Raw genomic sequence first — 21,906 nt, 5'->3', positions numbered from 1 at the left:
ATGCAAGACGGGAGGACGCTCGTGACGCAGACACCTCAGCAGGTTCCGTACACCACGAACAACCACGGGATCCCGGTGGAGAGCGACGAGCACTCGCTGACCATCGGGTCCAACGGCCCCATCCTGCTCCAGGACCACTACCTCATCGAGAAGATGGCCCAGTTCAACCGGGAGCGGGTCCCGGAGCGTGTGGTGCACGCAAAGGGCAGTGGCGCATACGGCACCTTCGAAGTAACCAACGACGTCAGCCAGTTCACCAAGGCCGACCTGTTCCAGCCCGGCAAGCGCACCGACATGCTGGCGCGCTTCTCGACCGTCGCGGGTGAGCTCGGCTCCCCCGACACCTGGCGCGACCCCCGCGGCTTCGCGCTGAAGTTCTACACGGAGCACGGCAACTACGACCTGGTCGGCAACAACACGCCGGTCTTCTTCGTCCGTGATCCACAGAAGTTCCAGGACTTCATCCGTTCCCAGAAGCGCCGCCCGGACAACGGGCTGCGCGACAACAACATGCAGTGGGACTTCTGGACCCTCTCCCCCGAAAGCGCGCACATGGTGACGTGGCTGATGGGCGACCGGGGCATCCCGAAGACGTACCGCAACATGAACGGGTACTCCTCCCACACCTATATGTGGGTCAACGGCGGCGGCGAGAAGTTCTGGGTCAAGTACCACATCAAGACCGACCAGGGCATCGACTTCCTCACCCAGGAGGACGCCGACCGGCTCGCGGGCGAGGACGCCGACTGCCACCGCCGCGATCTGTTCCAGGCGATCGAGCGGGGCGAGCACCCGTCCTGGACGGTCCATGTGCAGGTGATGCCGTTCGAGGACGCCCCCGACTACCGGTTCAACCCGTTCGACCTGACCAAGGTGTGGCCGCACGGCGACTACCCGCTGATCGAGGTCGGCCGGATGACCCTCAACCAGAACCCCGAGGACTACTTCATCCACATCGAGCAGGCCGCGTTCGAGCCGTCCAACCTGGTGCCGGGCATCGGCCCGTCGCCGGACAAGATGCTGCTCGGCCGGCTCTTCTCGTACCCGGACACGCACCGTTATCGCATCGGTCCCAACTATGCGCAGCTGCCGCCGAACCGGCCCCGCTCGGCGGTCAACTCGTACGCGAAGGACGGCCCGATGCGCTACGAGGCCGCCAACACCGGTGCTCCGTACGCGCCCAACTCGTACGGTGGTCCGGCCGCCGCCGTCCAGCAGTTCGGTGATGTCGCCGGCTGGCAGGCGGCGGGGGAGATGGTGCGGGAGGCGTACAAGCTGCATCGCGAGGACGACGATTTTGGCCAGCCGGGGACGATGGTTCGGCAGGTCCTCGATGACGCCGCTCGCGGGCGGCTGGTCTCCAACGTCAGTGGGCATCTCAAGCAGGGGGTGACCCGTCCGGTGGTGGACCGTGCGTTGCAGTACTGGCGCAACATCGACAAGGAGATCGGGGACCGGATCGCCCACGAGGTGAATGGGCGGTAGGCGCTCCGTTCGGGGGCGCAGTGTTGTTGCGCGGCTGCGGGGCGGTGGGGGCTGGTCGCGCAGTTCCCCGCGCCCCTGAGTGGGTTAGGGCGCCCGGGGTTTGCCGGGCGCCCCTCTTTCCTACTGGCCCAGACCCGGGTCTGCCGGGTCCTCCGGGTTGCCGTCCTCCGGTGGTGGTGATGTCGTCGGCGTCTGGCTCGGGGTTTGGGACGGGGTCTGGGACGGGGTCTGGGAGGGCGTCTGGCTCGGCGACTGCGATGTCGGCGGCGCCTCGCTGGTCGGCTCCTCGGACGTCGGCTCGTTGCTCGGCGTCTCGGTGGGCTGCCGGGTGGGCGTCGGTGTCCAGGTCGGCTCGACGCCCGCGCCCTGCTTGGTGTCCAGGTCGAACTCGGCGTCCGTCTTCGTCACGCCGAACATGTACGCCGCCCAGATCTGGGCCGGGAGCCCGCCACCGTTGACCCTGCCCTTGCCCGGCAGGGTGCCCGTCGCGCCCTTCATGTCGACCTGCTTGCCGGTCTTGAGGTCTTCGCCGAACATGCCGACCGAGGTCACCATGTCCGGCGTGTACCCGGTGAACCAGGCCGACCTGCCGAAGTCGGAGGTACCGGTCTTGCCGGCGACCTCCTGGCCGTCGCGGGCCGGGTTGTCGCGCACCGATGTGCGGGCCGTACCGTCGTCGACCACGCCGGTGAGCACGGAGGTCACCGTGTCCGCCGCCTCGCGGCTGATCACCTGCTCGCCGATCGGGTCCGGCATCTTGATCGTCCGGTCGTTCTGCTCGGCCGACGCGACGAGGGTCGGGGTGACCTTCTTGCCGTGGTTGTCGAGGGTGGCGTAGACCCCGGCCATCTGCAGCGGGCTGGCGCCCATGGTGCCGAGGGTGTGTGCGGCCCGCGGCGTCGTATCCCCGGTGTCCATGCCGAGCTTGGTGGCCGTCTCCATCATCTTGTCCAAGCCGACGTCGATGCCCATCTGCGCGAACACCGAGTTGATGGACTTGTTCGTCGCCGTCTGGACGCTGACGTCGCCGTAGTCGACGTCGTCCTCGTTCGGCGGGGCGAAGCCGATCTTCTTGCCGTCGTCCACGACGGGCCGCTTGCTCGTGCCGTCGTAGACGGTGCGCGCGCCGATCGTCGTGCCGTCCTGTGTCTTGGCCTTGTTCTCCAGGGCGGCGGCGAGGATCACCGGCTTGAACGTCGACGCGGGCTGGTAGTCCGTCCTGGTCGCGTTGGAACGGTAGTGCTTGAAGTAGTCCGCACCGCCGTAAAGGGCGACGATCTTGCCCGTCTTGGGGTCGACGGAGACGGCGCCCGCCTGGATGTCCCCGTCGACGGGCCGCTTTTTGGGGTCCAGCTTGCTGGTCAGCTGAGTCTTGGCCGCCTTCTCCAGCTGGGCCTGCTTCTTCTTGTCGATGTTCAGGGTGATGGTCCAGCCCTGACCCTTGACCTGGGCCTCCGCCTCGGAGCGGGTGAGGCCCTCCTGCTTCATCAGCTGGTTCTCCAGCTGGGTGTTGGCGAGTTCGACCAGATAGCCCTTCTGGCCTTCCAGGCCGGCGGCGGCCTTCGGCTCCTTGGGCACCTCGAACTTCATGGTCTGACGCTTGCCGGAGTCCAGCCAGCCCATCTCGACCATGTTGTCCAGGACGTAGTTCCAGCGCTCCTGCACCAGCTCCTTGCCGGTTTCCGAAGCGACCGCCCAGTCATACGAGCTGGGCGCCTGGAGGAGGGAGGCGAGGTAGGCGCCCTGCTGGACCGAGAGGTCCTCGGCGTCGACGCGGTAGTAGGCCTGCGCGGCGGCCTGGATGCCGTAGGCGTTGCGGCCGAAGTAGCTGGTGTTGAGGTAGCCCGCGAGGATGTCGTCCTTGGACAACTGGCGGTCCACCTTCAAGGAGATGACGATCTCCTTCAGCTTGCGGGAGACCGTCTGTTCCTGGCTGAGGTAGTAGTTCTTGACGTACTGCTGGGTGATCGTCGAACCACCCTGGGCGCCCTTGCCGGACAGCGTGTTGAACACGCCGCGGGCCGTGCCCTTGAGGTCGATGCCGGCGTCCTTGTAGAAGGTCTTGTTCTCGGCGGCGACGAAGGTGTTCCGGACGTCCTTGGGCACCTTGGACAGGTCCACGATCTCGCGGTTGACCTTGCCGTCGCGGGCCAGGACATCGCCGTTGCTGTACTTGTAGACGTTGCTCTGCATCTTCGCGGCCTGCGCCGCCGCGTTGCCGTCGGGGACGTCGACGACCAGGTACAGCACGATGAAGCCGCCGATGCCGAGCAGGCAGACGCCGAGGAACGTGCCGAGGATCTTCTTCCACGTGAACAACCGGCGTATGAAGCTCTTGCCGTCGTTCTTCCCTGGCGCTCGTCGCGAGCGGCGCCTGGGCGCGGCGCGGTGGCCACCGCGCTGCCGCGCTCGTCTCTCTTCCGCTCGTCCCATGGCTCCGTCTGCTCCGCTTCCGTCGTCGGCTGTCACACAGGTTGCACGCTCAGGTCAGCTCAGAAAGCTAACACCGCCGTATGTGACAAAGGGCGTGCGATCCGGTCTTTTACGGACGTGACAATCAGCACCTGCCCAACAGAACCGACGACTGAGAGGCGGTTAGGGTTGCTGCGGCGGGGTAATCTGATATCACTTAGATAGAACAAAGATAGGCGAGCAACAGCTCCATCGAGAACCGGGGGAACACCCATGACCACGCACGACACTGCACCCGACCTCCCCGAGATGCCCGAACCGCGCGTTCGTGAATTCGCCGCGCACAGCATCGGCGGCGGGCTTGCGCTGCTGCTCGGTCTGGTCGGGCTGCTGGGCGGGATCGGGATGATCGTGGCCGCGACGGCGGCATCCGGGGCCGGCGGCAAGGCCGCGCTGATCGTCGGTGGCATCGTCGTCGCCATCGCCGCGTTCCTCGCGATGTGCGGGCTGAACATGGTGGCGCCCGGCGAGGCCCGGGTGGTCCAGCTCTTCGGGCGGTACCGGGGGACGATCCGGCAGGACGGGCTGCGCTGGGTGAACCCGCTGACCTCACGCACCAAGATCTCGACCCGGGTACGCAATCACGAGACCGCGGTCCTGAAGGTCAACGACGCCTACGGCAACCCGATCGAGCTCGCCGCGGTCGTCGTATGGAAGGTGCAGGACACCGCCCAGGCCACCTTCGAGGTCGACGACTACTTCGAGTTCGTCTCCACCCAGACCGAGGCGGCCGTCCGGCACATCGCCATCGAGTACCCGTACGACGCCCATGACGAGGAAGGGCTGTCGCTGCGCGGCAACGCCGAGGAGATCACCGAGAAGCTCGCGATCGAACTGCACGCGCGCGTGGAGGCGGCCGGCGTCCAGATCATCGAGTCCCGCTTCACGCACCTCGCCTACGCGCCCGAGATCGCCTCGGCGATGCTCCAGCGGCAGCAGGCGGGCGCGGTCGTCGCCGCGCGGCGGCAGATCGTGGACGGGGCGGTCGGGATGGTGGAGGCGGCGCTCGCCCGGATCACCGAGCAGGACATCGTGGAGCTGGACTCGGAGCGGAAGGCGGCGATGGTGTCCAACCTGATGGTGGTGCTGTGCGGGGACCGCTCGGTGCAGCCGGTGCTCAACACGGGGACCCTCTACCAGTGACGGATTCCTCTGAAGCCTCCTCGGAGAATGAGGCCTCCTCGGAGAAGCGGCGGCCGCAGCAGCGCAAGCAGGTGCTGCTGCGGCTGGACCCGTCGGTGTACGAGGCGCTGGCGCGGTGGGCCGGGGACGAACTGCGGTCGACCAACGCACAGATCGAGTTCCTGCTGCGGAAGGCGCTGGCGGAGGCGGGCCGGCTGCCGGGCGAGGCACGTCCGATTCCGCGTCGTGGACGCCCGCCCTCGCAGCAGTAGCAGAACCGTGACAATCGCGCCTCACCTGCACCGTCGTACGCCCCGTACCGCTCTACACACTCGACGTATACACACCGGGTATACGCACTGTGTACAGTCCTCCTCATGTCCATCGGTCACACCCTCCTGGGGCTCCTGGAGTCCGGCCCGCGTCACGGTTACGACCTGAAGCGGGCCTTCGACGAGAAGTTCGGTCACGACCGGCCGCTGCACTACGGCCAGGTCTACTCGACGATGTCCCGGCTGCTGAAGAACGGGCTCGTCGAAGTCGACGGGATCGAGCCCGGCGGCGGTCCGGAACGCAAGCGGTACGCGATCACCGAGGCCGGCATCACCGACGTCCAGCAGTGGCTGGCGACGCCGGAGAAGCCCGAGCCGTATCTGCAGTCGACCCTGTACACCAAGGTCGTTCTCGCGCTGCTGACGCACCGGAACGCCGCCGACATCCTCGACACCCAGCGTTCCGAACACCTGCGGATGATGCGGATCCTCACCGACCGCAAGCGCAAGGGCGATCTCGCGGACCAGCTGATCTGCGACCACGCCCTGTTCCATCTCGAAGCCGATCTGCGCTGGCTGGAGCTGACCGCCGCGCGTCTGGACAAACTCGCTGAGGCGGTGACCCGATGACCCCCGCAGGCTCCCTGCTCGTCGCGACCGATCTACGCAAGGCGTACGGTCCGACCACGGCGCTGGACGGCGCCGAGTTCTCCATCCACCCCGGCGAGGTCGTCGCCGTCATGGGCCCCTCGGGCTCCGGCAAGTCGACCCTGCTGCACTGCCTCGCGGGCATCGTGCCGCCGGACTCCGGGTCGATCGTCTACAACGGCCGTGAGATGGCCACCATGGGCGACGCCGAGCGCAGTGCGCTGCGGCGGAGCGAGTTCGGGTTCGTGTTCCAGTTCGGCCAGTTGGTGCCCGAACTCACCTGCGTCGAGAACGTCGCCCTGCCCCTGCGGCTCAACGGGACGAGCCGCAAGGAGGCCGAGAAGGCCGCCCTGTCCTGGATGGAGCGGCTGGAGGTCGACGACCTGCGCAAGAAGCGGCCCGGCGAGGTGTCCGGCGGTCAGGGGCAGCGGGTCGCCGTCGCCCGCGCGCTGGTGACCAACCCGCGCGTGCTGTTCGCCGACGAGCCGACCGGTGCGCTGGACTCGCTCAACGGCGAGCGGGTGATGGATCTGCTCACGGACGCCGCCCGGTCCACCAACGCCGCCGTCGTGCTGGTCACGCACGAGGCCCGGGTGGCCGCGTACTCGGACCGCGAGATCGTCGTACGGGACGGCAAGTCCCGGGACATGGAGCGCGTCGTATGAACGGGCGGCAGTGGACGAGGGACCTGGGCATGGGGGTCCGGTTCGCGTTCGCCGGGGGGCGCGAGGGCTGGGTCCGGGTCCTGCTGACGGGGGTCGGCGTCGGGCTCGGGGTGGCGCTGTTGCTGCTGACGACGGCGCTGCCGAGCGCACTGGACGCCCGCAGCGGCCGGGAGGCCGCCCGCTCGGACATCAACTACGGCAGGGATGAACTTCCGAAGGCGGACGACACTCTGCTGGCCGCCGCCAGCGGTACGACCTTCCGCGACAAGAGCATCCGCGGGCGGGACGTGCAGCCCGAGGGCCCGAAGGCGCCGCTGCCGCCGGGTGTCGAGAAGTTCCCGGCGGTCGGCGAGATCGTGGTCTCCCCCGCGCTGAAGAAGCTCCTCGTCTCCGACGAAGGGAAGCTGCTGCGGGAGCGGCTGCCGCAGAAGATCGTCGGGACCATCGGGGAGCGCGGGCTGATCGGCCCGACCGACCTCGCCTTCTACCGGGGCGGCGAGAACCTCGCGGCGAAGCTGACCGACGGCGGTGTGGTGCGGATCGATGAGTACGGGCGGCCGGGCGGGGAATCGGAGCCGCTGGATCCCGTCCTGCTCCTGCTGGTCCTCGTCGTCTTCGTGGCGCTGCTGATGCCGGTCGGGGTGTTCATCGCCGCGGCCGTGCGGTTCGGCGGCGAGCGGCGGGACCGGCGGCTCGCGGCACTGCGGCTGGTCGGCTCCGACAGCCGGATGACCAAGCGGGTGGCGGCGGGCGAGGCGCTCGCGGGGGCCGCCCTCGGGCTGGTCCTCGGCACGGGCTTCTTCCTGATCGGCCGTGAGATCGCGGGCGCCATGGAGGTGTTCGACGTCAGCATCTTCCCGAGCGACCTCAACCCGTCGCCCGCCCTGGCCCTGCTGGTCGCGCTCCTCGTGCCGGCGGCCGCGGTGCTGGTCACGCTGCTCGCGCTGCGGGGAGTCGTCATCGAGCCGCTGGGTGTCGTCCGTACGGCGAAGCCCCCGCGGCGCCGGCTGTGGTGGCGGCTGCTGCTGCCGCTGGCCGGGCTGGCGATGCTCTACCCGATGATCGGCCAGGGCCGCGAGGACGGGGACTTCAACCAGTACCTCGTCATCGGCGGTGTGATGCTGCTGCTCGTCGGTGTGACCGCGCTGCTGCCGTGGATCGTCGAGACGGTCGTCGGCAAGCTCGGCTCGGGCGGCATCGCCTGGCAACTGGCCGTGCGCAGGCTCCAGTTGAGCAGCGGCACGGCGGCCCGCATGGTCAACGGCATCGCGGTGGCGGTGGCCGGGGCGATCGCGCTGCAGATGCTGTTCGCCGGGGTCGAGGGCGACTACACCAAGTCGACGGGCAAGGACGTCACCCGGGCGCAGATGCAGGTGAACCTGCCGGAGGGGGTGCCCCTCGCGCAGTCCGCGGCGAAGTTCCGGGACACCGACGGGGTGCGGAAGGTCTACGCGTACGACGAGGGATTCGTCAGCGAGAAGCCCATGGACGGCGAGCTCAACTCGTCGGTCACCGTGGGCGACTGCGCCGCGCTGCGCGAGGTGGCGAGCCTGCCGTCGTGCCGTGACGGTGACATCTTCGCCGTGCAGGGCGCCGAGAACGGCGAGAACGAGGTCGACAACGGCGTGAGCACGGAGGAGCTGGCGAAGCCCGGCCGCACGGTGTACTTCGACGCGGGGTACACGGACGGGCCCAAGACCACACCGGTCCCCTGGACCCTGCCGTCGACGATGAAGAAGGCTCAGGCGCGCGTCGACATGACCGGATCGCAGCGGGACGGCCTCATGGTCACCCCCAAGGCGCTGCCCGCGGGCGCCGTGCCCAGCCTGAGCGGCCAGATCTACCTCAACCTCGACGAGTCCGTGCCGGACGTCCATGACCTGGTCCGGAACACGGCGGCCACGATCGACCCGATCAACGAACCGATGATGTGGTTCGCCAGCGAGCGCTCCGACCGCTACGACTCCATCCGCACCGGCCTGTTCGTCGGCGCCGCCTGTGTCCTGGCGCTGATCGGCGCGAGCCTGTTGGTCTCCCAGCTGGAGCAGCTGCGGGAGCGCAAGAAGCTGCTGTCGGCGCTGGTCGCCTTCGGCACCCGGCGGCGCACGCTGAGCCTGTCGGTGCTGTGGCAGACGGCGATCCCGATCGCCCTCGGACTGGTGCTGGCCTCGGTGGTCGGTCTCACGCTGGGCGCGGTGCTGCTCAAGATGACGGACACCGCGATCACCGTGGACTGGTCCAGCGTGCTGGTGATGATCGGCGCCGGGGCGGCGGTCGTCGTCGCCGTCACCGTGCTCAGCCTGCCGCCACTGCTGCGGCTGATGCGACCGGACGGACTGCGCACGGAGTAGCTCAGTCCTCCCGGTTCACCACCCGCACGGGAAGCGGCCGCAGCGCCTCACGCAGCGCTGCGGCCGTTCCTCATACGCCGTCGCGCCGTACCCGTCCCGCCATTGCCATGGCTGATGCGGCCGGACGGGGCTGCACCGAGTGACCTCAGTCGCCGCCCTCCAGCACCCGCACGGGAAGCGGCCGCAGCGCCTCACGGAGCGCTGCGGCCAGCTCCTCGTATTCGGCGCCGCGTGCCGCGCCCGCGCGCATGGCGAGGGCGATCCGGCGGGTCGGCGCGGGTTCGGCGAAGTAACCGGTGAGGAGCTGGTTGCTGCGGGTCGTCTCGACCTTGACGGCGGTACGCGGCAGCAGCGTCACGCCGAGCCCGCCCGCGACGAGCTGCACGAGGGTGGACAGTCCGGCGGCCGTGGTCGTCACCGGCGCGTCCGCCCGCCCGGCCTCCCGGCAGATGTCGAGCGCCTGGTCGCGCAGACAGTGCCCCTCGTCGAGGAGTAGAAGGTTGAGTTCGCGCAGCGCCTCGCGCGAGATGCCCTCCCGGCCGCCGAGCGCGTGATCGAGCGGTGTGACGAGCACGAAGTCCTCGTCGAACAGCGGGAGTTCGGCCACCCCCGGCACCCCGAGGGGCACGGCGAGCAGCAGCAGATCGAGCCGTCCGCTGGTGAGGCCCTCGATCAGGTTCGCGGTCTGCTCCTCGTGCACCTGGAGGTCGAGGTCCGGATACCGGTCGTGGATGAGCCGCAGCACGGTCGGCAGGACGTACGGCGCGACGGTCGGGATGACACCGAGGCGCAGCACCCCGGTGAACGGGGCCCGGACCGCCTCCGCCTCCTCCAGCAGCGCCGACACCTCCTCCAGCACCGCCCGCGCGCGTACGGCGAGACGCTCACCGGCGGGCGACAGCAGCACCTTGCGGGTCGTCCGCTCCAGCAGCGTCACGCCAAGGGTCTCCTCCAGCGCGGAGACGGCGCCGGACAGGGCGGGCTGGCTCATGCCGATCGCCGCGGCGGCGTCCCGGAAGTGGAGGTGGTCGGCGACGGCGGCGAAGGCACGCAACTGGGCGAGGCTGGGCTGCCTCCTCTTACTCACGGTCACTGATAGCCGCCTCCGATCAACTCGACCCAGTGTAGCTATTTCCATAATCAATGCAGCATGTGTAAGCATCGAGCACGTCCAACCCATGGGAAACGCCTACACAATGGGCGTTTCCTCGCTGCAAGGAGAGCTAGTGCTCACTGTCGGTGACAAGTTCCCCGAGTTCGAACTGACCGCCTGTGTCTCGCTGGAGAAGGGCGAGGAGTTCGAGACGATCAACCACAAGACCTACGAGGGCAAGTGGAAGATCGTGTTCGCCTGGCCGAAGGACTTCACCTTCGTCTGCCCGACCGAGATCGCGGCCTTCGGCAAGCTGAACGAGGAGTTCGCCGACCGCGACGCGCAGGTCCTCGGCTTCTCCGGTGACTCGGAGTTCGTCCACCACGCCTGGCGCAAGGACCACGACGACCTGCGTGACCTGCCGTTCCCGATGATGGCCGACTCCAAGCACGAGCTGATGCGCGACCTCGGCATCGAGGGCGAGGACGGCTTCGCCAAGCGCGCGGTCTTCATCGTCGACCAGAACAACGAGATCCAGTTCTCCATGGTGACCGCCGGCTCCGTCGGCCGTAACCCCAAGGAGGTCCTGCGGGTCCTGGACGCCCTGCAGACCGACGAGCTGTGCCCGTGCAACTGGAGCAAGGGCGACGAGACGCTGGACCCGGTCAAGCTGCTGGCCGGTGAGTGAGTAATATGTCACATGACACTCTGAAGTCCGCGCTCCCGGACTACGCCAAGGACCTGAAGCTCAACCTGAGTTCGGTCATCGGCAACTCCGACCTCCCCGCTCAGCAGCTCTGGGGCACCGTCCTGGCGACCGCCATCGCCTCGCGCTCCCCCATCGTCCTGCGCGAGCTGGCGCCCGAGGCGAAGGCGAACCTCTCGCCGGAGGCATACACGGCGGCCAAGTCCGCCGCCGCGGTCATGGCGATGAACAACGTCTTCTACCGCACCCGCCATCTGCTCTCCGACCACGAGTACGGCACCCTGCGCGCCGGCCTCCGGATGAACGTCATCGGCAACCCCGGTGTCGACAAGGTCGACTTCGAGCTGTGGTCCTTCGCCGTCTCCGCCATCAACGGCTGCGGCATGTGCCTCGACTCCCACGAGCAGGTCCTGCGCAAGGCGGGCGTGGACCGCGAGGTGATCCAGGAGGCCTTCAAGATCGCCTCGGTGATCCAGGCAGTCGGCGTGACGCTGGACGCGGAAGCGGTGCTCTCCGAGTAACACCCGGCTGTCGGGGCCCCGTTCACCTGAGTGGTGAGCGGGGCCCTTCCGGTTCTACGACTGCTGCGGCGGCGTGTCCGTGGGCTGCACCGGCGCCACATCCACGGCGGTGGCTCCCCGAGGACGCGGAGAGTGCCGTAGAGCGGCCTCCTGGGAGTACGCCTTCAGATAGCTGCCGACCGTGTTCGTCACCGCCACCAGCGGCACCGCGACGATCGCACCGCCGATGCCCGCGACCAGGCCACCCGCCGCCACCGACAGCACCACGGCCAGCGGATGGACGCGGACCGCCCGCCCGAGGATGAACGGCTGCAGGATGTGCCCCTCGATCTGCTGGACCGCGAGCACGACCACCAGGGTCATCACCGCAGTGAAGACGCCCTGCGTCACCAGCGCCACCACGACCGCCAGGGCGCCCGAGGCCACCGCGCCGACCAGCGGGATGAAGGAGAACAGGAAGATGAAGACGGCCAGGGGGACGGCCATCGGCACGTCCAGGAAATATATGCCGATGCCGATGAAGACGGCGTCGATCAGGGCCACCAGCACCGTGCCGCGAACGTACGCCGTGAGCGTCCGCCAGGCGCGCGGGCCGGCCCCGGCGACACCGGGACGGGCGGCCGCCGGCACGAGCTTCAGCGTCCACTCCCAGATGCGCTTGCCGTCGTAGAGGAGGAACAGCGTCGAGAAGGCCGCCAGCAGTATGCCGGTGAGCGCCTCGACGATGACGGTCACGCCCTCCAGGCCCGCGGAGGTGATCTCGTCGGAGTTGGCGCCGACGGCCTCGCGCAAGTTCTCGGCGATGTCGTTGATCTGCTTGTCGGTGACGTGGAACGGGCTGTTGAGCAGCCAGTTGCGCAGCTCGTCGATGCCGTCCTGGATCTGGTCGGAGAGGTTGTCGATGTTCTCCATGACCTGCCAGGTCACGAACCAGCCGATGAGCCCCATCACCACGAAGCCGAGGATCGCGGTGAGCGCGGTGGCGATGCCGCGCGGCACGCCGTACCGCCGCAGCCGGGTCACCGCGGGCTCCAGCAGCGCGGTGATCAGCAGCGCGGCCACGAAGGACAGCACGACGAGCTGGACGGCGCTGATGACCCTCATCAGCACCCAGAGCGTGCCCGCGAGGACCAGCAGCCGCCAGCCGGCCTCGGCGGCGACCCGTACCCCCCAGGGCACGGCGAGCGCGGGATCGGGACGGTCGGGGCGGGTGGCGACCTCAGGGGCGTAGTCGGGCGGTGGCGGGACCTTCTCCGGGGTCTTCTTGGGCGGGGCGTCGGCAGCGATCGGCCCGACGTCGGCCCGCTCCACCTCGGCGCGGCGCTCGTCCAACCGCTCTCCCATTTCGCTCAGTCCGGCACCCAGCCGACTGAGCCACCCTGGCACTCGCGACATGATCCGTCCCTTGCCCCCGTCTGTCCCCACCGCTCCCCCCGGAGTCGTCCGGTCCGACCGTACATGGCCTGCTGCCGAGAGCCGAAAGCCCCTCACCGAAGGACGGTGAGGGGCTCGGAAAGGTTGAGCGAACCGAAGGGCTCAGTACCAGTTGTTGGCCTGCCAGAAGTCCCAGGCGCCGCACGGGCTGCCGTAGCGGTCGTTCATGTAGCTGAGGCCCCACTTGATCTGCGTGGCCGGGTTGGTCTGCCAGTCGGAGCCGGCGGACGACATCTTGGTGCCGGGCAGCGCCTGGAAGAGGCCGTAGGCACCGGAGGAGGGGTTGACGGCCTGGTAGTTCCAGTCGGACTCGTGGTCCACGATGTTGCTGAAGCACTGGAACTGGTCGCTCGCCACCATCGACTGTGCCATCGACTGGATCTCCGCGATGGAGTACGAGCTCTGGGGGGCGAAGTCGGAGGCGTCACGCGAAGCGCTGCGGCTCGCGGCCTTTTCCGCCTCTTCGCGCTCCTTGGCCTCCTGCGCCGCCTTCTCGGCGGCTTCCTTCTTCTCGACCGCGGACTGGGCGGCGGCCTTGCGGGCAGCCTCCTCGGCGTCCTTCTTGGCGGTCGCGTCCGCGGCGATGGCCTGGGTCTCGGCCTGCTGAGTGAGGGATGCGGTCTGGACCTGGGCCTGCTGGCCCGCGGGTATGTCCGCGAGCAGCGTCAGGTCGGCTGCCGCCGCTTCGGCGTCGTTGTTCTGTGCGGTGCTGCCCGAGGCAACGCCGACGACACTTCCGACAGCGGTGACCGCGGTGGCCGAGGCCACTGCGAATCCCCGGACCGAAATCCGGCTCACACGGTTTCCTTCCAGCATCGCCCGCTTCGGTGACCCTGGCGGACGCAATCGTGCCCCTGAACGCTGGCCTCCCAACTGCGGGGTCACGGGAGGCACGGGCCCGGTGGGCAACTCCCGCGAGGAGAGCGCCGCGTGGTGCGCGGGCGGCATACGACGTCGACTATGGAGTTGGTCTGGTGTTGCTGTGGTGCCGTACCGCTGGGGGTACAGATGTGTCGTATGCGGGGCCTGACAGGACTGAGACTCTGCCGTAACCGGACGCCGGGTGGCAATTCTGAGTTGCGTGTGAAAGCTCACATCCCGTTTGACCCAGGGGATTCTGAGAAACCGCAACACGCGAAGGCGCCGCCCAACTAGGCTCTGAGCCTTTGTTGGACGGCGCCAACTGCCAAGTAACCGGCCCTAATTGGGCATCGGTCGGCAGACCTCTCAGATCGCCCCGTCTTCGAGCATTTCGGTCACAAGCGCAGCGATCTGGGACCTCTCGGACCGCGTGAGCGTGACATGCGCGAAGAGCGGATGCCCCTTCAGCTTCTCGACGACGGCGACGACACCGTCGTACCGGCCGACGCGCAGATTGTCCCGCTGGGCGACGTCATGGGTGAGAATCACCCGCGAATTGGCGCCGATGCGGGACAGAACGGTCAGCAGTACGTTCCGCTCGAGGGACTGCGCCTCGTCCACGATCACGAACGCGTCGTGCAGCGAGCGTCCGCGGATGTGGGTGAGCGGCAGGACCTCCAGCATCCCGCGCGCGGTGACCTCCTCTATGACCTCGCGGCTGGTGACCGCGGACAGCGTGTCGAAGACCGCCTGAGCCCAGGGACTCATCTTCTCGGCCTCGGAGCCCGGCAGATAGCCGAGTTCCTGCCCGCCCACCGCGTACAACGGACGGAAGACCATGATCTTCTCGTGCTGCCGGCGCTCCAGAACCGCTTCCAGACCCGCGCACAGCGCCAGCGCCGACTTTCCGGTGCCGGCCCGGCCGCCCATCGAGACGATCCCGACGTCCGGGTCGAGGAGCAGATCCAGCGCGATCCGCTGCTCCGCGCTCCTGCCCTTGATGCCGAACGCCTCGCGATCCCCGCGCACCAGCCGGATGTTGCCCTCGGGCGACATCCGCCCCAGCGCATTGCCGCGCTCGGACTGGATGGTCAGACCGGTGTGCACGGGCAGGTCGGACGCCTCGGGGACATAGACCGTCCCCTCCTCGAAGAGGATGTCCACCTGCTCGCCGGGCAGGGTCAGTTCGGACATTCCGGTCCAGCCGGAGGCGTCCGTGATGGCGAGCTCGGCGCGGTACTCCTCGGCGAGGAGACCGACCGAGGACGCCTTGATCCTGAGCGGGAGATCCTTGGACACGACGGTGACGTCGAACCCCTCGGCCTGCAGATTGCGGGCGACCGCGAGGATGCGGGAGTCGTTGTCCCCCAGGCGGTAGCCGGTCGGCAGAACGCTGGGGTCCGAGTGGTTGAGCTCGACACGGACGGTGCCGCCGAGGTCCCCGATCGGGATGGGGGCATCAAGACGGCCGTACCGCACCCGGAAGTCGTCCAGCAGGCGCAGCGCCTGCCGGGCGAAGTACCCGAGTTCGGGATGGTGCCGTTTGGCCTCCAACTCCGTCACCACGACGATCGGCAGCACGACTTCGTGCTCGTCGAAGCGGTTCAGGGCGTTCGGGTCGGCCAGCAGGACGCTGGTGTCGAGAACATAAGTGCGCCGGTCGGGCTTGCGGCGCTTTGTGCTGGTCACCACGGAAGGACGTACCCCCTCGGAAGAGGTCGGGGAGCGACGGAGAGGAGCTGGACCGGTCGACGGCCGCATTGCACGGGCCGAGAACCGGCCCTCCGCTGCTTCGTCCGCGCGGTGAACGCACGATCGGGCTGGTGCAAAGGGCCTCCCGGGCGGACGGCCCCGTGCCGTCCGCTGAGATCCGACACCCGTGGTTCGGGTGTCGACCTGACTGGCTTATGCCCTCGAACGTGCGATGCCATGCCACGGCATATGACGGCGCGCTGGTGAACTCTTTGTTACTTCCGCCCCAGAGAGGGTGACTTTTGCCTCAGGGGGTACGGCGGTTCAGCCTCCGTAACGGCGGTGGCGCGCCGCGTAGTCGCGCAGGGCGCGCAGGAAGTCGACCTTGCGGAAGGCCGGCCAGAAGACCTCACAGAAGTAGTACTCGGAGTGGGCCGTCTGCCAGAGCATGAATCCGGACAGCCGCTGCTCGCCGCTGGTGCGGATGACGAGGTCGGGGTCGGGCTGGGCGCCGGTGTAGAGATGCCGGCCGATGGTCTCGACGTCGACGGTGTCGGCCAGCTTCTCCAGCGAGGTGCCCTTGTCGGAGGCCTCCAGCAGCATCGAGCGCACGGCGTCGGCGATCTCCTGGCGACCGCCGTAGCCGATGGCGACGTTGACGACTATGCCGTCGATGCCCGCCGTGCTCTCCTCGGCTTCCTTGAGGGTCCGCTGCATCCCGGCCGGCAGCAGGTCGAGCGTGCCGACGTGGTGGACGCGCCAGCGGCCGTCGGTGGCGAGGGTCCGTACGACGTCCTCGATGATGCCGAGGAGCGGGACGAGTTCCTCCTGCGGGCGGTCGAAGTTGTCCGTCGACAGCAGCCAGAGGGTGACGACCTCGACGTCCGTCTCGGAGCACCAGCCGAGGAATTCCTCGATCTTCTCCGCGCCGGCCCGGTGACCGTGCACGGTGGTGGAGCCCGCTGCCTTCGCCCAGCGTCGGTTGCCGTCCATGATGACGCCGATGTGCTTGGGCACCTGAGCGTGGTCCAGGTGGCCTTCCACCCGGCGTGCGTACAGCCTGACGAGCAGGCTGCGCAGCTTGTCGCGCAGGTTCACGTGATTGTCAGCCCCTCCGTGCGGATGCGGTCCCCGCGGAGCGAGGGTACCGCCGTGGGGGTGGGGGACGTATTCCGGGTGCGGGTTGTGTGTGGTTGCTCGCGCAGTTCCCCGCGCCCCTTAGGTGCGTGCGGCGGGCCCGCGTTGGGGGGCGCCCTCACTCACGTACAAAAAACGGGCCGGTCCGTGGGGGGGAGACGGACCGGCCCGAGGGGGGGTTTCCACCATAACCCTTTGTAAGTGATGCTGGATGCATCGGCGTGCCACAACTACTCTCCGGAGTCGGGTGGCGACGGCACGATGGCCGCAAATGGCCTCGTTCTGGGCGGGCTCATGGCCGAATCACGGCGGATGGGTGAGCCTGCGTGTTGCCGGGCGTCCCCCGGGAGGGTGACCCCGTCAGCGAACGTCCGCTTGACGGCGGTCGGTACCGCGCAGCCCCCTCCTCTGCGCGGTACCGCACGCGCAGCTTTGCTGGCGCGAATTACCTTGGTCTGAACTTACGTCAAGGGTTGGCCGGGTGCGAGCCACCTGCGATAACAATGTGGAAACTGTGCATGATCCATGGATACGAAGGGTGAATCTCGAGCAAAGCGCAAATTGCCTGATTTGCACATACTTGGGGGCGCTGCCTGCCCGGTATAGCGGACAGCTTCCGGCCTACTTCGGCCCTACCGTCGTCCCATGACCCTGAGGATCAGTTGGGCCGAGGCGAGCGCTCGTCGGCTGGAACGGCAATTCCTGGCCAACCCTGCGGAGGCGGGTGGGGACGTGGCCGCCGTGGTCTCCGCCATGCTGGGCGCGCATGCCCAGGTGCTGTCCGCGGCGGAGCTGTCGGTGGGGGTGCGGACGGTCGGTGTGACCCGGACGGACGTGCGGGCAGCGCTCTGGGAGGACCGCTCGCTCGTGAAGACGCACGGCCCGCGCGGAACGGTGCATCTGCTCCCGGCGGACGAACTTGCCTTCTGGAGCGCCGCGTTGACGGCGATCCCGACCGGCCCGAGCCCTTTCGCGCCCGGTGCCCGTATGACGGACGAACAGGTGGCGCAGGTCGTGGCCGCGATCCGCGAGGCGCTGGACGGCGTATGCCTGACGGTGGACGAGCTGAGCGAGGAGGTCGTGGCGCGCACCGGGCCCTGGGCCGGGGACCGGGTGATGCCCGCGTTTCAGGACATGTGGCCGCGCTGGCGTCAGGTGATGCACCGGGCAGGGCAGTCGGGCGCCCTGTGCTTCGGCCCGAACCGCGGTCGCAAGGTGACGTACACCCGCCCGCCGGCCTTCGATGCGCTGCCGCCGGAGCAGGCGCTGGGGATGCTCGTACGCCGTTATCTGCGCGCGTACGGGCCCGCGACCCCGCGGCACTTCGCGAAATGGCTTGCGGCTCCGGGCGGTTGGGCGGGCGGGCTGTTCGGCACGCTCGCGGAGGCCGGGGAGATCGAGGAGGTCGACTTCGAGGGCGTGCCCGCGTGGGTGGCGGCGGGGGACACCGAGTTTCCGGAGGGTGGCCGCCGGGCCGGCGGTGTCCGGCTGCTGCCGTACTTCGACGCGTACGGCATCGCCGCCCAGCCGCGTGAGCGGCTGTTCCGGGGTCCGGCGTACGAGAGGGCGCTCGCGGGTGGTCAGGCCGGCAACTACCCCGTGCTGCTGGTCGACGGCGTGGCGGCGGGGGTGTGGCACCAACGGCGCCAGGGACGTCGTACGACGGTCACGGTGGAGCCGCTGGGGCGGCTGACGGCGCGGCAGGAACGGGAGTTGGGACGGCAGGTGGAGCGGGTGGGGGAAGTGCTGGAGGCGCGGCCGGAGTTGGTGATCGGGACGGTGACGGCGGGCCCGCACGCGTAGGGAGTCACCCCGGCCTGCGCACCTCGAAGAGGTGGCGGGTGCTGTGGGCGACGAAGGGGCCGTGTGCCTCGATCTCGGCGTGCAGGGCCCGGAGTCGGGGTTCGTAGGCCTCGGCGGTGAAGTCGGGGACCATCCAGATCACCTTGCGCAGTAAATGGACGACGGCTCCGATGTCGTAGAACTCCATACGGAGCCGTTCCGCACGTACGTCGACGACTTCGAGCCCGGCGGCCTGGGCGTCCGCGCGCTCGCGGTCGGGGTGGCGGCCGTTGCGCTGCTCCTCGGGTTGCGGCCCGAGGAAGTACTCGACGAGTTCGAAGACGCTGCTGGGGCCGACGTGCTGGGCGAAGTAGGTGCCGCCGGGGCGGAGGACGCGGGCGATCTCGGGCCAGTGGGGGCGTACGGGGTGCCGGCTGACGACGAGGTCGAACGTCGCGTCCGCGAAGGGGAGCGCGGCGTCCTCGGGCGAGGCGACGACGGCGACGCCGCGGGGGCGGAGGAGGGCGGTGGCCTTGGCGACGTTGGGGGGCCAGCCCTCGGTGGCGACGGTGAGGAGGGGTGGATCCGGCTGGGCGCGCTCCAGGGCGAAGTCGAGGACCTCTCCCCCGCCGGTCTGGATGTCGAGCACGGCGGTGGTGCCGCGGAGGCGGGCGGCCAGGGACTCCGCGTAACGCCACGAGGGCCGCGCCTCCGTGGCCCTGCCCTCGAACCAGGAGAAGTCCCAGCCGTCGGTGGGGTGGGCCACGGCCTCTTCGACGAGGTCTTCGTAGGTGCGGGAGGCACCGGGCGCCGGTCGGCTCACGGGACCAGGGGCCTTACCTCTTCCGCCGCGAACCGTACGAACCCCTCCGGGTCGGGTTCGTCGCCGGTCGGCTGCAGGACGACCGTGTCGGCGCCGGCGTCGGCAAGGCGCTGGACGGCCTTGGCGACGGCTCCGGCGTCTCCCGCGACGCCGAGGTCCGGGACGGATGCCACGCCTTCGGCGTCGAATTCGGCGCGGAGCCGTGCGGCGGCGCCGGGACCTGTGGCGGTGAGGAGATAGACGACGACCTTGTGGGGTTCGCTGCGACCGGCCGACTCCCGTCCCTCGTCGATGAGTTGCCGGGCGCGCCGGACACCTTCGGGGGGTGTGCTCGCGGTGAGGATGGTCCCGTCGGCCGCTTCACCGGCCAGCCGCAGCGAGCGGGGCCCGGTGGCACCGGCGAGGACGGGCGGCGCGGGATCGGCGGGGGGCCAGTCGAGTGCGACGTCGTCGAGCTTGACGTACCGCCCGTCGGTCGTGATCCGCTCGCCGCGCAGCAGGGCACGCAGGGTGAGGAGGTGCTCGCGCAGCAGGGTCACGGGTGACTCGACCCGGGCGCCCACCTGCCCCATCCAGTCCTGCACGCCGTGCCCGACGCCGACGATGGGGCGCCCGGGGAACATCCGGTGCAGCGAGGCGACTTCCATCGCGGTGATGGCCACGTTCCGCAGCGGCACGGGCAGCAGCCCGACTCCGATGCGCACCCGCTCGGTCCAGGCGAGAGCGGCGGCCGCGGTCGACAACCCACCCTCCCGGAAGCAGTCCTCCCACAGCCAGAGCTCTTCAAGTCCCGTCTCGTCCGCGAGCCGGGCGACCGCCCGCAGTCGCTCGGGCGGCAGCTGAGGGCGGAACACGGCACCGAGTCCAGTCGTCATACGGCCTTCCTACCCGGGCCGCGACGCGATGGACAACATCTTTTCCCGCGAGTCCGCGGCGTTGTGTCACCCTGCTGGAATGCGGCGTCGTTGGCGGGACGGACAGGGGACGTTGGTCGTACGCGGGGGTGGTCGCGGGGATGTCGTGTCCGCCGTCCCTCTGGAGATCGCCACCTCGTACCGCTCCCGCACCAAAGGGCTGTTGGGGCGGGACCGTTTCGATGGGGCGATGTTGCTCTCCCACGCCAACAGCGTGCACACCTTCCGGATGCGGATGCCCATCGACGTCGCCTACCTCGACCGCCACCTCGAGGTCATCGCCGTGACGACCATGAAGCCGGGGCGACTCGGAATGCCCCGGCTTCGTGCCCGGCATGTGGTGGAGGCGGAGGCGGGGGTCATGACGGGGTGGGGGCTGCGGGTCGGGGTTCGGGTGGAGGTCGAAGGGGTGGAGTAGTCACGCCTGTGGGCGCTCACGCCGCCGGACCGTCATCAGCAGGGTCCGCGGCCGTACCGTCGCTCGGGCCACCGGCTGCACCGTCCGGCCCGGGGGGAGTTCGAGGCGGACCTCTCGGGTGATCGTCGCGATCGCGGTGGCCAGTTCGGTGAGGGCGAAGCGGTCGCCGATGCATTTGTGCTTGCCTGCGCCGAAGGGGAGGAACGCGCCGGTCGGCGGGGGCTGGGCGGTGTCCAGCCAGCGGTCGGGGTCGAAGGTGAGCGGGTCGGGGAAGAGGGACGGGTCGCGGTGCAGGGCGTGCTGGCAGTAGGCCAGTTCGGTGCCGGCCGGGATGTCCCAGTCGCCGAGGCGGAGCGGTTCGAGGGTGCGGCGAGTGACCAGCCAGCCGGTGTGGTGCAGCCTCGTGGCCTCCTGGATGACGCGGTTCAGGTAGGGCAGGCGGGGCAAGTCGTCGAAGGTGACGGGGCGTTCGCCGAGGACGTCGGCGAGTTCCGCCTGGAGGCGTGCGTCGGTTTCCGGGGCGCGGGCGAGTTCGTACAGGATCCAGGAGAGGACGGAGGCCGTGGTCTCCGTACCGGCCACCGCCAGGGTGAGGATCTCCGAGCAGATCTGGTACGACGTCAGGGGGCGTCCGGTGTCCTCGTCCGTGGCCCGGAGCAGCAGGGAGAGCATGTCTCCCGTGTCGCGTTCGGAGGCGCGCAACTCGGCCACCGCGGCGTCGATCGTGGCGCGTACGGCGTCCCGGGCCGCGGTGAAGCGGCGGTTGGCGGGCAGCGGGAGTTTCTCCGCCCAGTCGGGGAGCATGATGCGGGTGCCCACGCCGTTCATGACGACGCTGAGGTCGCGGCGCAACTGCTGGAATGCGTGTTCGTCGATGCTGCCGGAGAAGACGGTCGAGGCGAGCATGTCGAGGGAGAGTTTGACCATCGCCTCGCGGACGTCCAGGACCTGCCCGGGGCGCCAGCCGGCCAGGGCCGAGGTGACCTGCTCGCGCATCAGGTCGACGTAGCGGGTGATCTCGGTCTGGCGGAAGGCGGGCTGGAGTTGGCGGCGTTTGCGGACGTGTTCCGCGCCCGCGGCCGTGACGACGCTGTCGCCGAGGAGCTGGCCCATCTTCTCGAAGAAGCGGCCCTTGTCGAGGGTGGGGGCGGCGTCGACCAGCATCGTGCGGATCAGGGCCGGGTCGTTGACGACGACGGTGGGCTGCTGCGGCTGGAGGCGGATCTCTACGAGCGGACCGTAGGCGCGGAGCGAGGCGATGAAGGCGAGGTTGTCGCGCAGGAGGGGTATCGCGTGGCCCAGCAGCGGCCATGAGCCCGGCGCCTTGGGCATGGGGGGAGACGCGGTGGTCACGGGTCGGATCCCTTCGCAGAGTCTCACGGAGACAGCGCCGTGATCTCTTCCCGGATCCGTGGGCAGGGCAATCCCGGTGTGGTGCAGGCCACGTGGCCCTTCACAAACCGGATCAGCGAACGTCACCGTACCCAGGCGGTCCGTTCGGCAGGCGTGA

The 21,906-nt window shown here is 69.1% G+C and carries 19 protein-coding genes; 10 read left to right on the top strand and 9 right to left on the bottom strand.

Going from position 1 to position 21,906, the window contains the following annotated elements; all coding sequences use genetic code 11:
* Positions 1-21: 21 nt before the first annotated feature.
* Complete coding sequence (locus ACTWQO_RS03495) at positions 22-1,485, top strand: catalase (protein ID WP_443235691.1); 1,464 nt, start codon at positions 22-24, stop codon at positions 1,483-1,485.
* A gap of 120 nt (positions 1,486-1,605) precedes the next feature.
* On the opposite strand, the gene ACTWQO_RS03490 is transcribed toward ACTWQO_RS03495, so the two are convergent.
* Complete coding sequence (locus ACTWQO_RS03490; protein WP_443235690.1) at positions 1,606-3,918, bottom strand: transglycosylase domain-containing protein; 2,313 nt, start codon at positions 3,916-3,918, stop codon at positions 1,606-1,608.
* Between the two features lie 252 nt (positions 3,919-4,170).
* On the opposite strand from ACTWQO_RS03490, the gene ACTWQO_RS03485 reads away from it, so the two are divergent.
* The 5 genes from ACTWQO_RS03485 (at position 4,171) to ACTWQO_RS03465 (ending at position 9,015) form a co-directional block, all read left to right on the top strand.
* On the top strand, positions 4,171-5,100 hold the full coding sequence (locus tag ACTWQO_RS03485; RefSeq protein ID WP_443235689.1) for an SPFH domain-containing protein: 930 nt from the start codon (positions 4,171-4,173) through the stop codon (positions 5,098-5,100).
* Entirely contained in the window at positions 5,097-5,351 is a 255-nt protein-coding gene (locus ACTWQO_RS03480; protein ID WP_443235688.1) for a hypothetical protein, read from the top strand. The genes ACTWQO_RS03485 and ACTWQO_RS03480 overlap by 4 nt, the downstream gene beginning before the upstream one ends.
* Positions 5,352-5,456: 105 nt before the next feature.
* Complete coding sequence (locus ACTWQO_RS03475) at positions 5,457-5,981, top strand: PadR family transcriptional regulator (RefSeq protein WP_443235687.1); 525 nt, start codon at positions 5,457-5,459, stop codon at positions 5,979-5,981.
* Complete coding sequence (locus tag ACTWQO_RS03470; RefSeq protein WP_443235686.1) at positions 5,978-6,664, top strand: ABC transporter ATP-binding protein; 687 nt, start codon at positions 5,978-5,980, stop codon at positions 6,662-6,664. The genes ACTWQO_RS03475 and ACTWQO_RS03470 overlap by 4 nt, the downstream gene beginning before the upstream one ends.
* Positions 6,661-9,015: an ABC transporter permease gene (locus ACTWQO_RS03465; RefSeq protein WP_443235685.1), complete on the top strand. Its 2,355-nt coding sequence runs from the start codon at positions 6,661-6,663 to the stop codon at positions 9,013-9,015. Before ACTWQO_RS03470 ends, ACTWQO_RS03465 begins: the two co-directional genes overlap by 4 nt.
* A 145-nt stretch (positions 9,016-9,160) precedes the next feature.
* Here the strand turns inward: ACTWQO_RS03465 and ACTWQO_RS03460 are convergent, their stop codons facing one another.
* Entirely contained in the window at positions 9,161-10,153 is a 993-nt protein-coding gene (locus tag ACTWQO_RS03460) for a LysR substrate-binding domain-containing protein (RefSeq protein ID WP_443235684.1), read from the bottom strand.
* An 88-nt stretch (positions 10,154-10,241) separates the two neighbouring features.
* Here ACTWQO_RS03460 and ACTWQO_RS03455 point away from each other — a divergent pair, with 88 nt between their 5' ends.
* Both ACTWQO_RS03455 and ACTWQO_RS03450 read left to right on the top strand, forming a co-directional pair.
* Positions 10,242-10,796: a peroxiredoxin gene (locus ACTWQO_RS03455; protein WP_443235683.1), complete on the top strand. Its 555-nt coding sequence runs from the start codon at positions 10,242-10,244 to the stop codon at positions 10,794-10,796.
* Positions 10,797-10,801: 5 nt separating this feature from the next.
* Positions 10,802-11,335 (top strand): alkyl hydroperoxide reductase, encoded by a 534-nt coding sequence (locus ACTWQO_RS03450; RefSeq protein WP_443235682.1) that lies wholly within the window; start codon positions 10,802-10,804, stop codon positions 11,333-11,335.
* A 54-nt stretch (positions 11,336-11,389) separates the two neighbouring features.
* Here ACTWQO_RS03450 and ACTWQO_RS03445 read toward each other — a convergent pair whose 3' ends face one another.
* From ACTWQO_RS03445 to ACTWQO_RS03430, 4 genes are all read right to left on the bottom strand, one after another.
* The gene (locus ACTWQO_RS03445; RefSeq protein WP_443235681.1) at positions 11,390-12,730 is read right to left on the bottom strand and encodes an AI-2E family transporter; all 1,341 of its coding nucleotides are present in this window, start codon (positions 12,728-12,730) and stop codon (positions 11,390-11,392) included.
* A gap of 141 nt (positions 12,731-12,871) precedes the next feature.
* Positions 12,872-13,567, bottom strand: a complete 696-nt coding sequence (locus tag ACTWQO_RS03440) for a transglycosylase SLT domain-containing protein (RefSeq protein WP_443235680.1) — start codon at positions 13,565-13,567, stop codon at positions 12,872-12,874.
* Positions 13,568-13,996: 429 nt separating this feature from the next.
* Entirely contained in the window at positions 13,997-15,322 is a 1,326-nt protein-coding gene (locus ACTWQO_RS03435) for a PhoH family protein (RefSeq protein ID WP_443235679.1), read from the bottom strand.
* 324 nt (positions 15,323-15,646) lie between these two features.
* Complete coding sequence (locus tag ACTWQO_RS03430; protein ID WP_443235678.1) at positions 15,647-16,420, bottom strand: isoprenyl transferase; 774 nt, start codon at positions 16,418-16,420, stop codon at positions 15,647-15,649.
* A gap of 684 nt (positions 16,421-17,104) precedes the next feature.
* Between ACTWQO_RS03430 and ACTWQO_RS03425 the strand changes: the two genes are divergently transcribed.
* Positions 17,105-18,262: a winged helix DNA-binding domain-containing protein gene (locus tag ACTWQO_RS03425; protein ID WP_443235677.1), complete on the top strand. Its 1,158-nt coding sequence runs from the start codon at positions 17,105-17,107 to the stop codon at positions 18,260-18,262.
* A 4-nt stretch (positions 18,263-18,266) separates the two neighbouring features.
* On the opposite strand, the gene ACTWQO_RS03420 is transcribed toward ACTWQO_RS03425, so the two are convergent.
* Entirely contained in the window at positions 18,267-19,064 is a 798-nt protein-coding gene (locus ACTWQO_RS03420) for a class I SAM-dependent methyltransferase (protein ID WP_443235676.1), read from the bottom strand.
* Entirely contained in the window at positions 19,061-19,939 is an 879-nt protein-coding gene (locus ACTWQO_RS03415; protein WP_443235675.1) for an LLM class flavin-dependent oxidoreductase, read from the bottom strand. Before ACTWQO_RS03415 ends, ACTWQO_RS03420 begins: the two co-directional genes overlap by 4 nt.
* Positions 19,940-20,018: 79 nt before the next feature.
* On the opposite strand from ACTWQO_RS03415, the gene ACTWQO_RS03410 reads away from it, so the two are divergent.
* Positions 20,019-20,396, top strand: a complete 378-nt coding sequence (locus tag ACTWQO_RS03410; protein WP_443235674.1) for a DUF192 domain-containing protein — start codon at positions 20,019-20,021, stop codon at positions 20,394-20,396.
* On the opposite strand, the gene ACTWQO_RS03405 is transcribed toward ACTWQO_RS03410, so the two are convergent.
* The gene (locus ACTWQO_RS03405; protein WP_443235673.1) at positions 20,397-21,749 is read right to left on the bottom strand and encodes a cytochrome P450; all 1,353 of its coding nucleotides are present in this window, start codon (positions 21,747-21,749) and stop codon (positions 20,397-20,399) included.
* Between the last annotated feature and the right edge of the window lie 157 nt (positions 21,750-21,906).

This window comes from Streptomyces sp. 4N124 (genome assembly GCF_052245395.1).
In the GTDB taxonomy this organism is placed as follows: Bacteria; Actinomycetota; Actinomycetes; order Streptomycetales; family Streptomycetaceae; genus Streptomyces.
The sequence above is the reverse complement of the archived record's forward strand: the minus strand, read 5'-3'. Positions and strand labels throughout refer to the sequence as shown.

Bases quoted from the DNA above. Each gene is read 5' to 3' on its own strand.
- ACTWQO_RS03490 (WP_443235690.1), bottom strand. From the start codon at position 3,918: ATGGGACGAGCGGAAGAGAGACGAGCGCGGCAGCGCGGTGGCCACCGC.
- ACTWQO_RS03485 (WP_443235689.1), top strand. From the start codon at position 4,171: ATGACCACGCACGACACTGCACCCGACCTCCCCGAGATGCCCGAACCG.
- ACTWQO_RS03475 (WP_443235687.1), top strand. From the start codon at position 5,457: ATGTCCATCGGTCACACCCTCCTGGGGCTCCTGGAGTCCGGCCCGCGT.
- ACTWQO_RS03470 (WP_443235686.1), top strand. From the start codon at position 5,978: ATGACCCCCGCAGGCTCCCTGCTCGTCGCGACCGATCTACGCAAGGCG.
- ACTWQO_RS03465 (WP_443235685.1), top strand. From the start codon at position 6,661: ATGAACGGGCGGCAGTGGACGAGGGACCTGGGCATGGGGGTCCGGTTC.
- ACTWQO_RS03460 (WP_443235684.1), bottom strand. From the start codon at position 10,153: ATGGAAATAGCTACACTGGGTCGAGTTGATCGGAGGCGGCTATCAGTG.
- ACTWQO_RS03450 (WP_443235682.1), top strand. From the start codon at position 10,802: ATGTCACATGACACTCTGAAGTCCGCGCTCCCGGACTACGCCAAGGAC.
- ACTWQO_RS03445 (WP_443235681.1), bottom strand. From the start codon at position 12,730: ATGTCGCGAGTGCCAGGGTGGCTCAGTCGGCTGGGTGCCGGACTGAGC.
- ACTWQO_RS03425 (WP_443235677.1), top strand. From the start codon at position 17,105: ATGACCCTGAGGATCAGTTGGGCCGAGGCGAGCGCTCGTCGGCTGGAA.
- ACTWQO_RS03415 (WP_443235675.1), bottom strand. From the start codon at position 19,939: ATGACGACTGGACTCGGTGCCGTGTTCCGCCCTCAGCTGCCGCCCGAG.
- ACTWQO_RS03410 (WP_443235674.1), top strand. From the start codon at position 20,019: ATGCGGCGTCGTTGGCGGGACGGACAGGGGACGTTGGTCGTACGCGGG.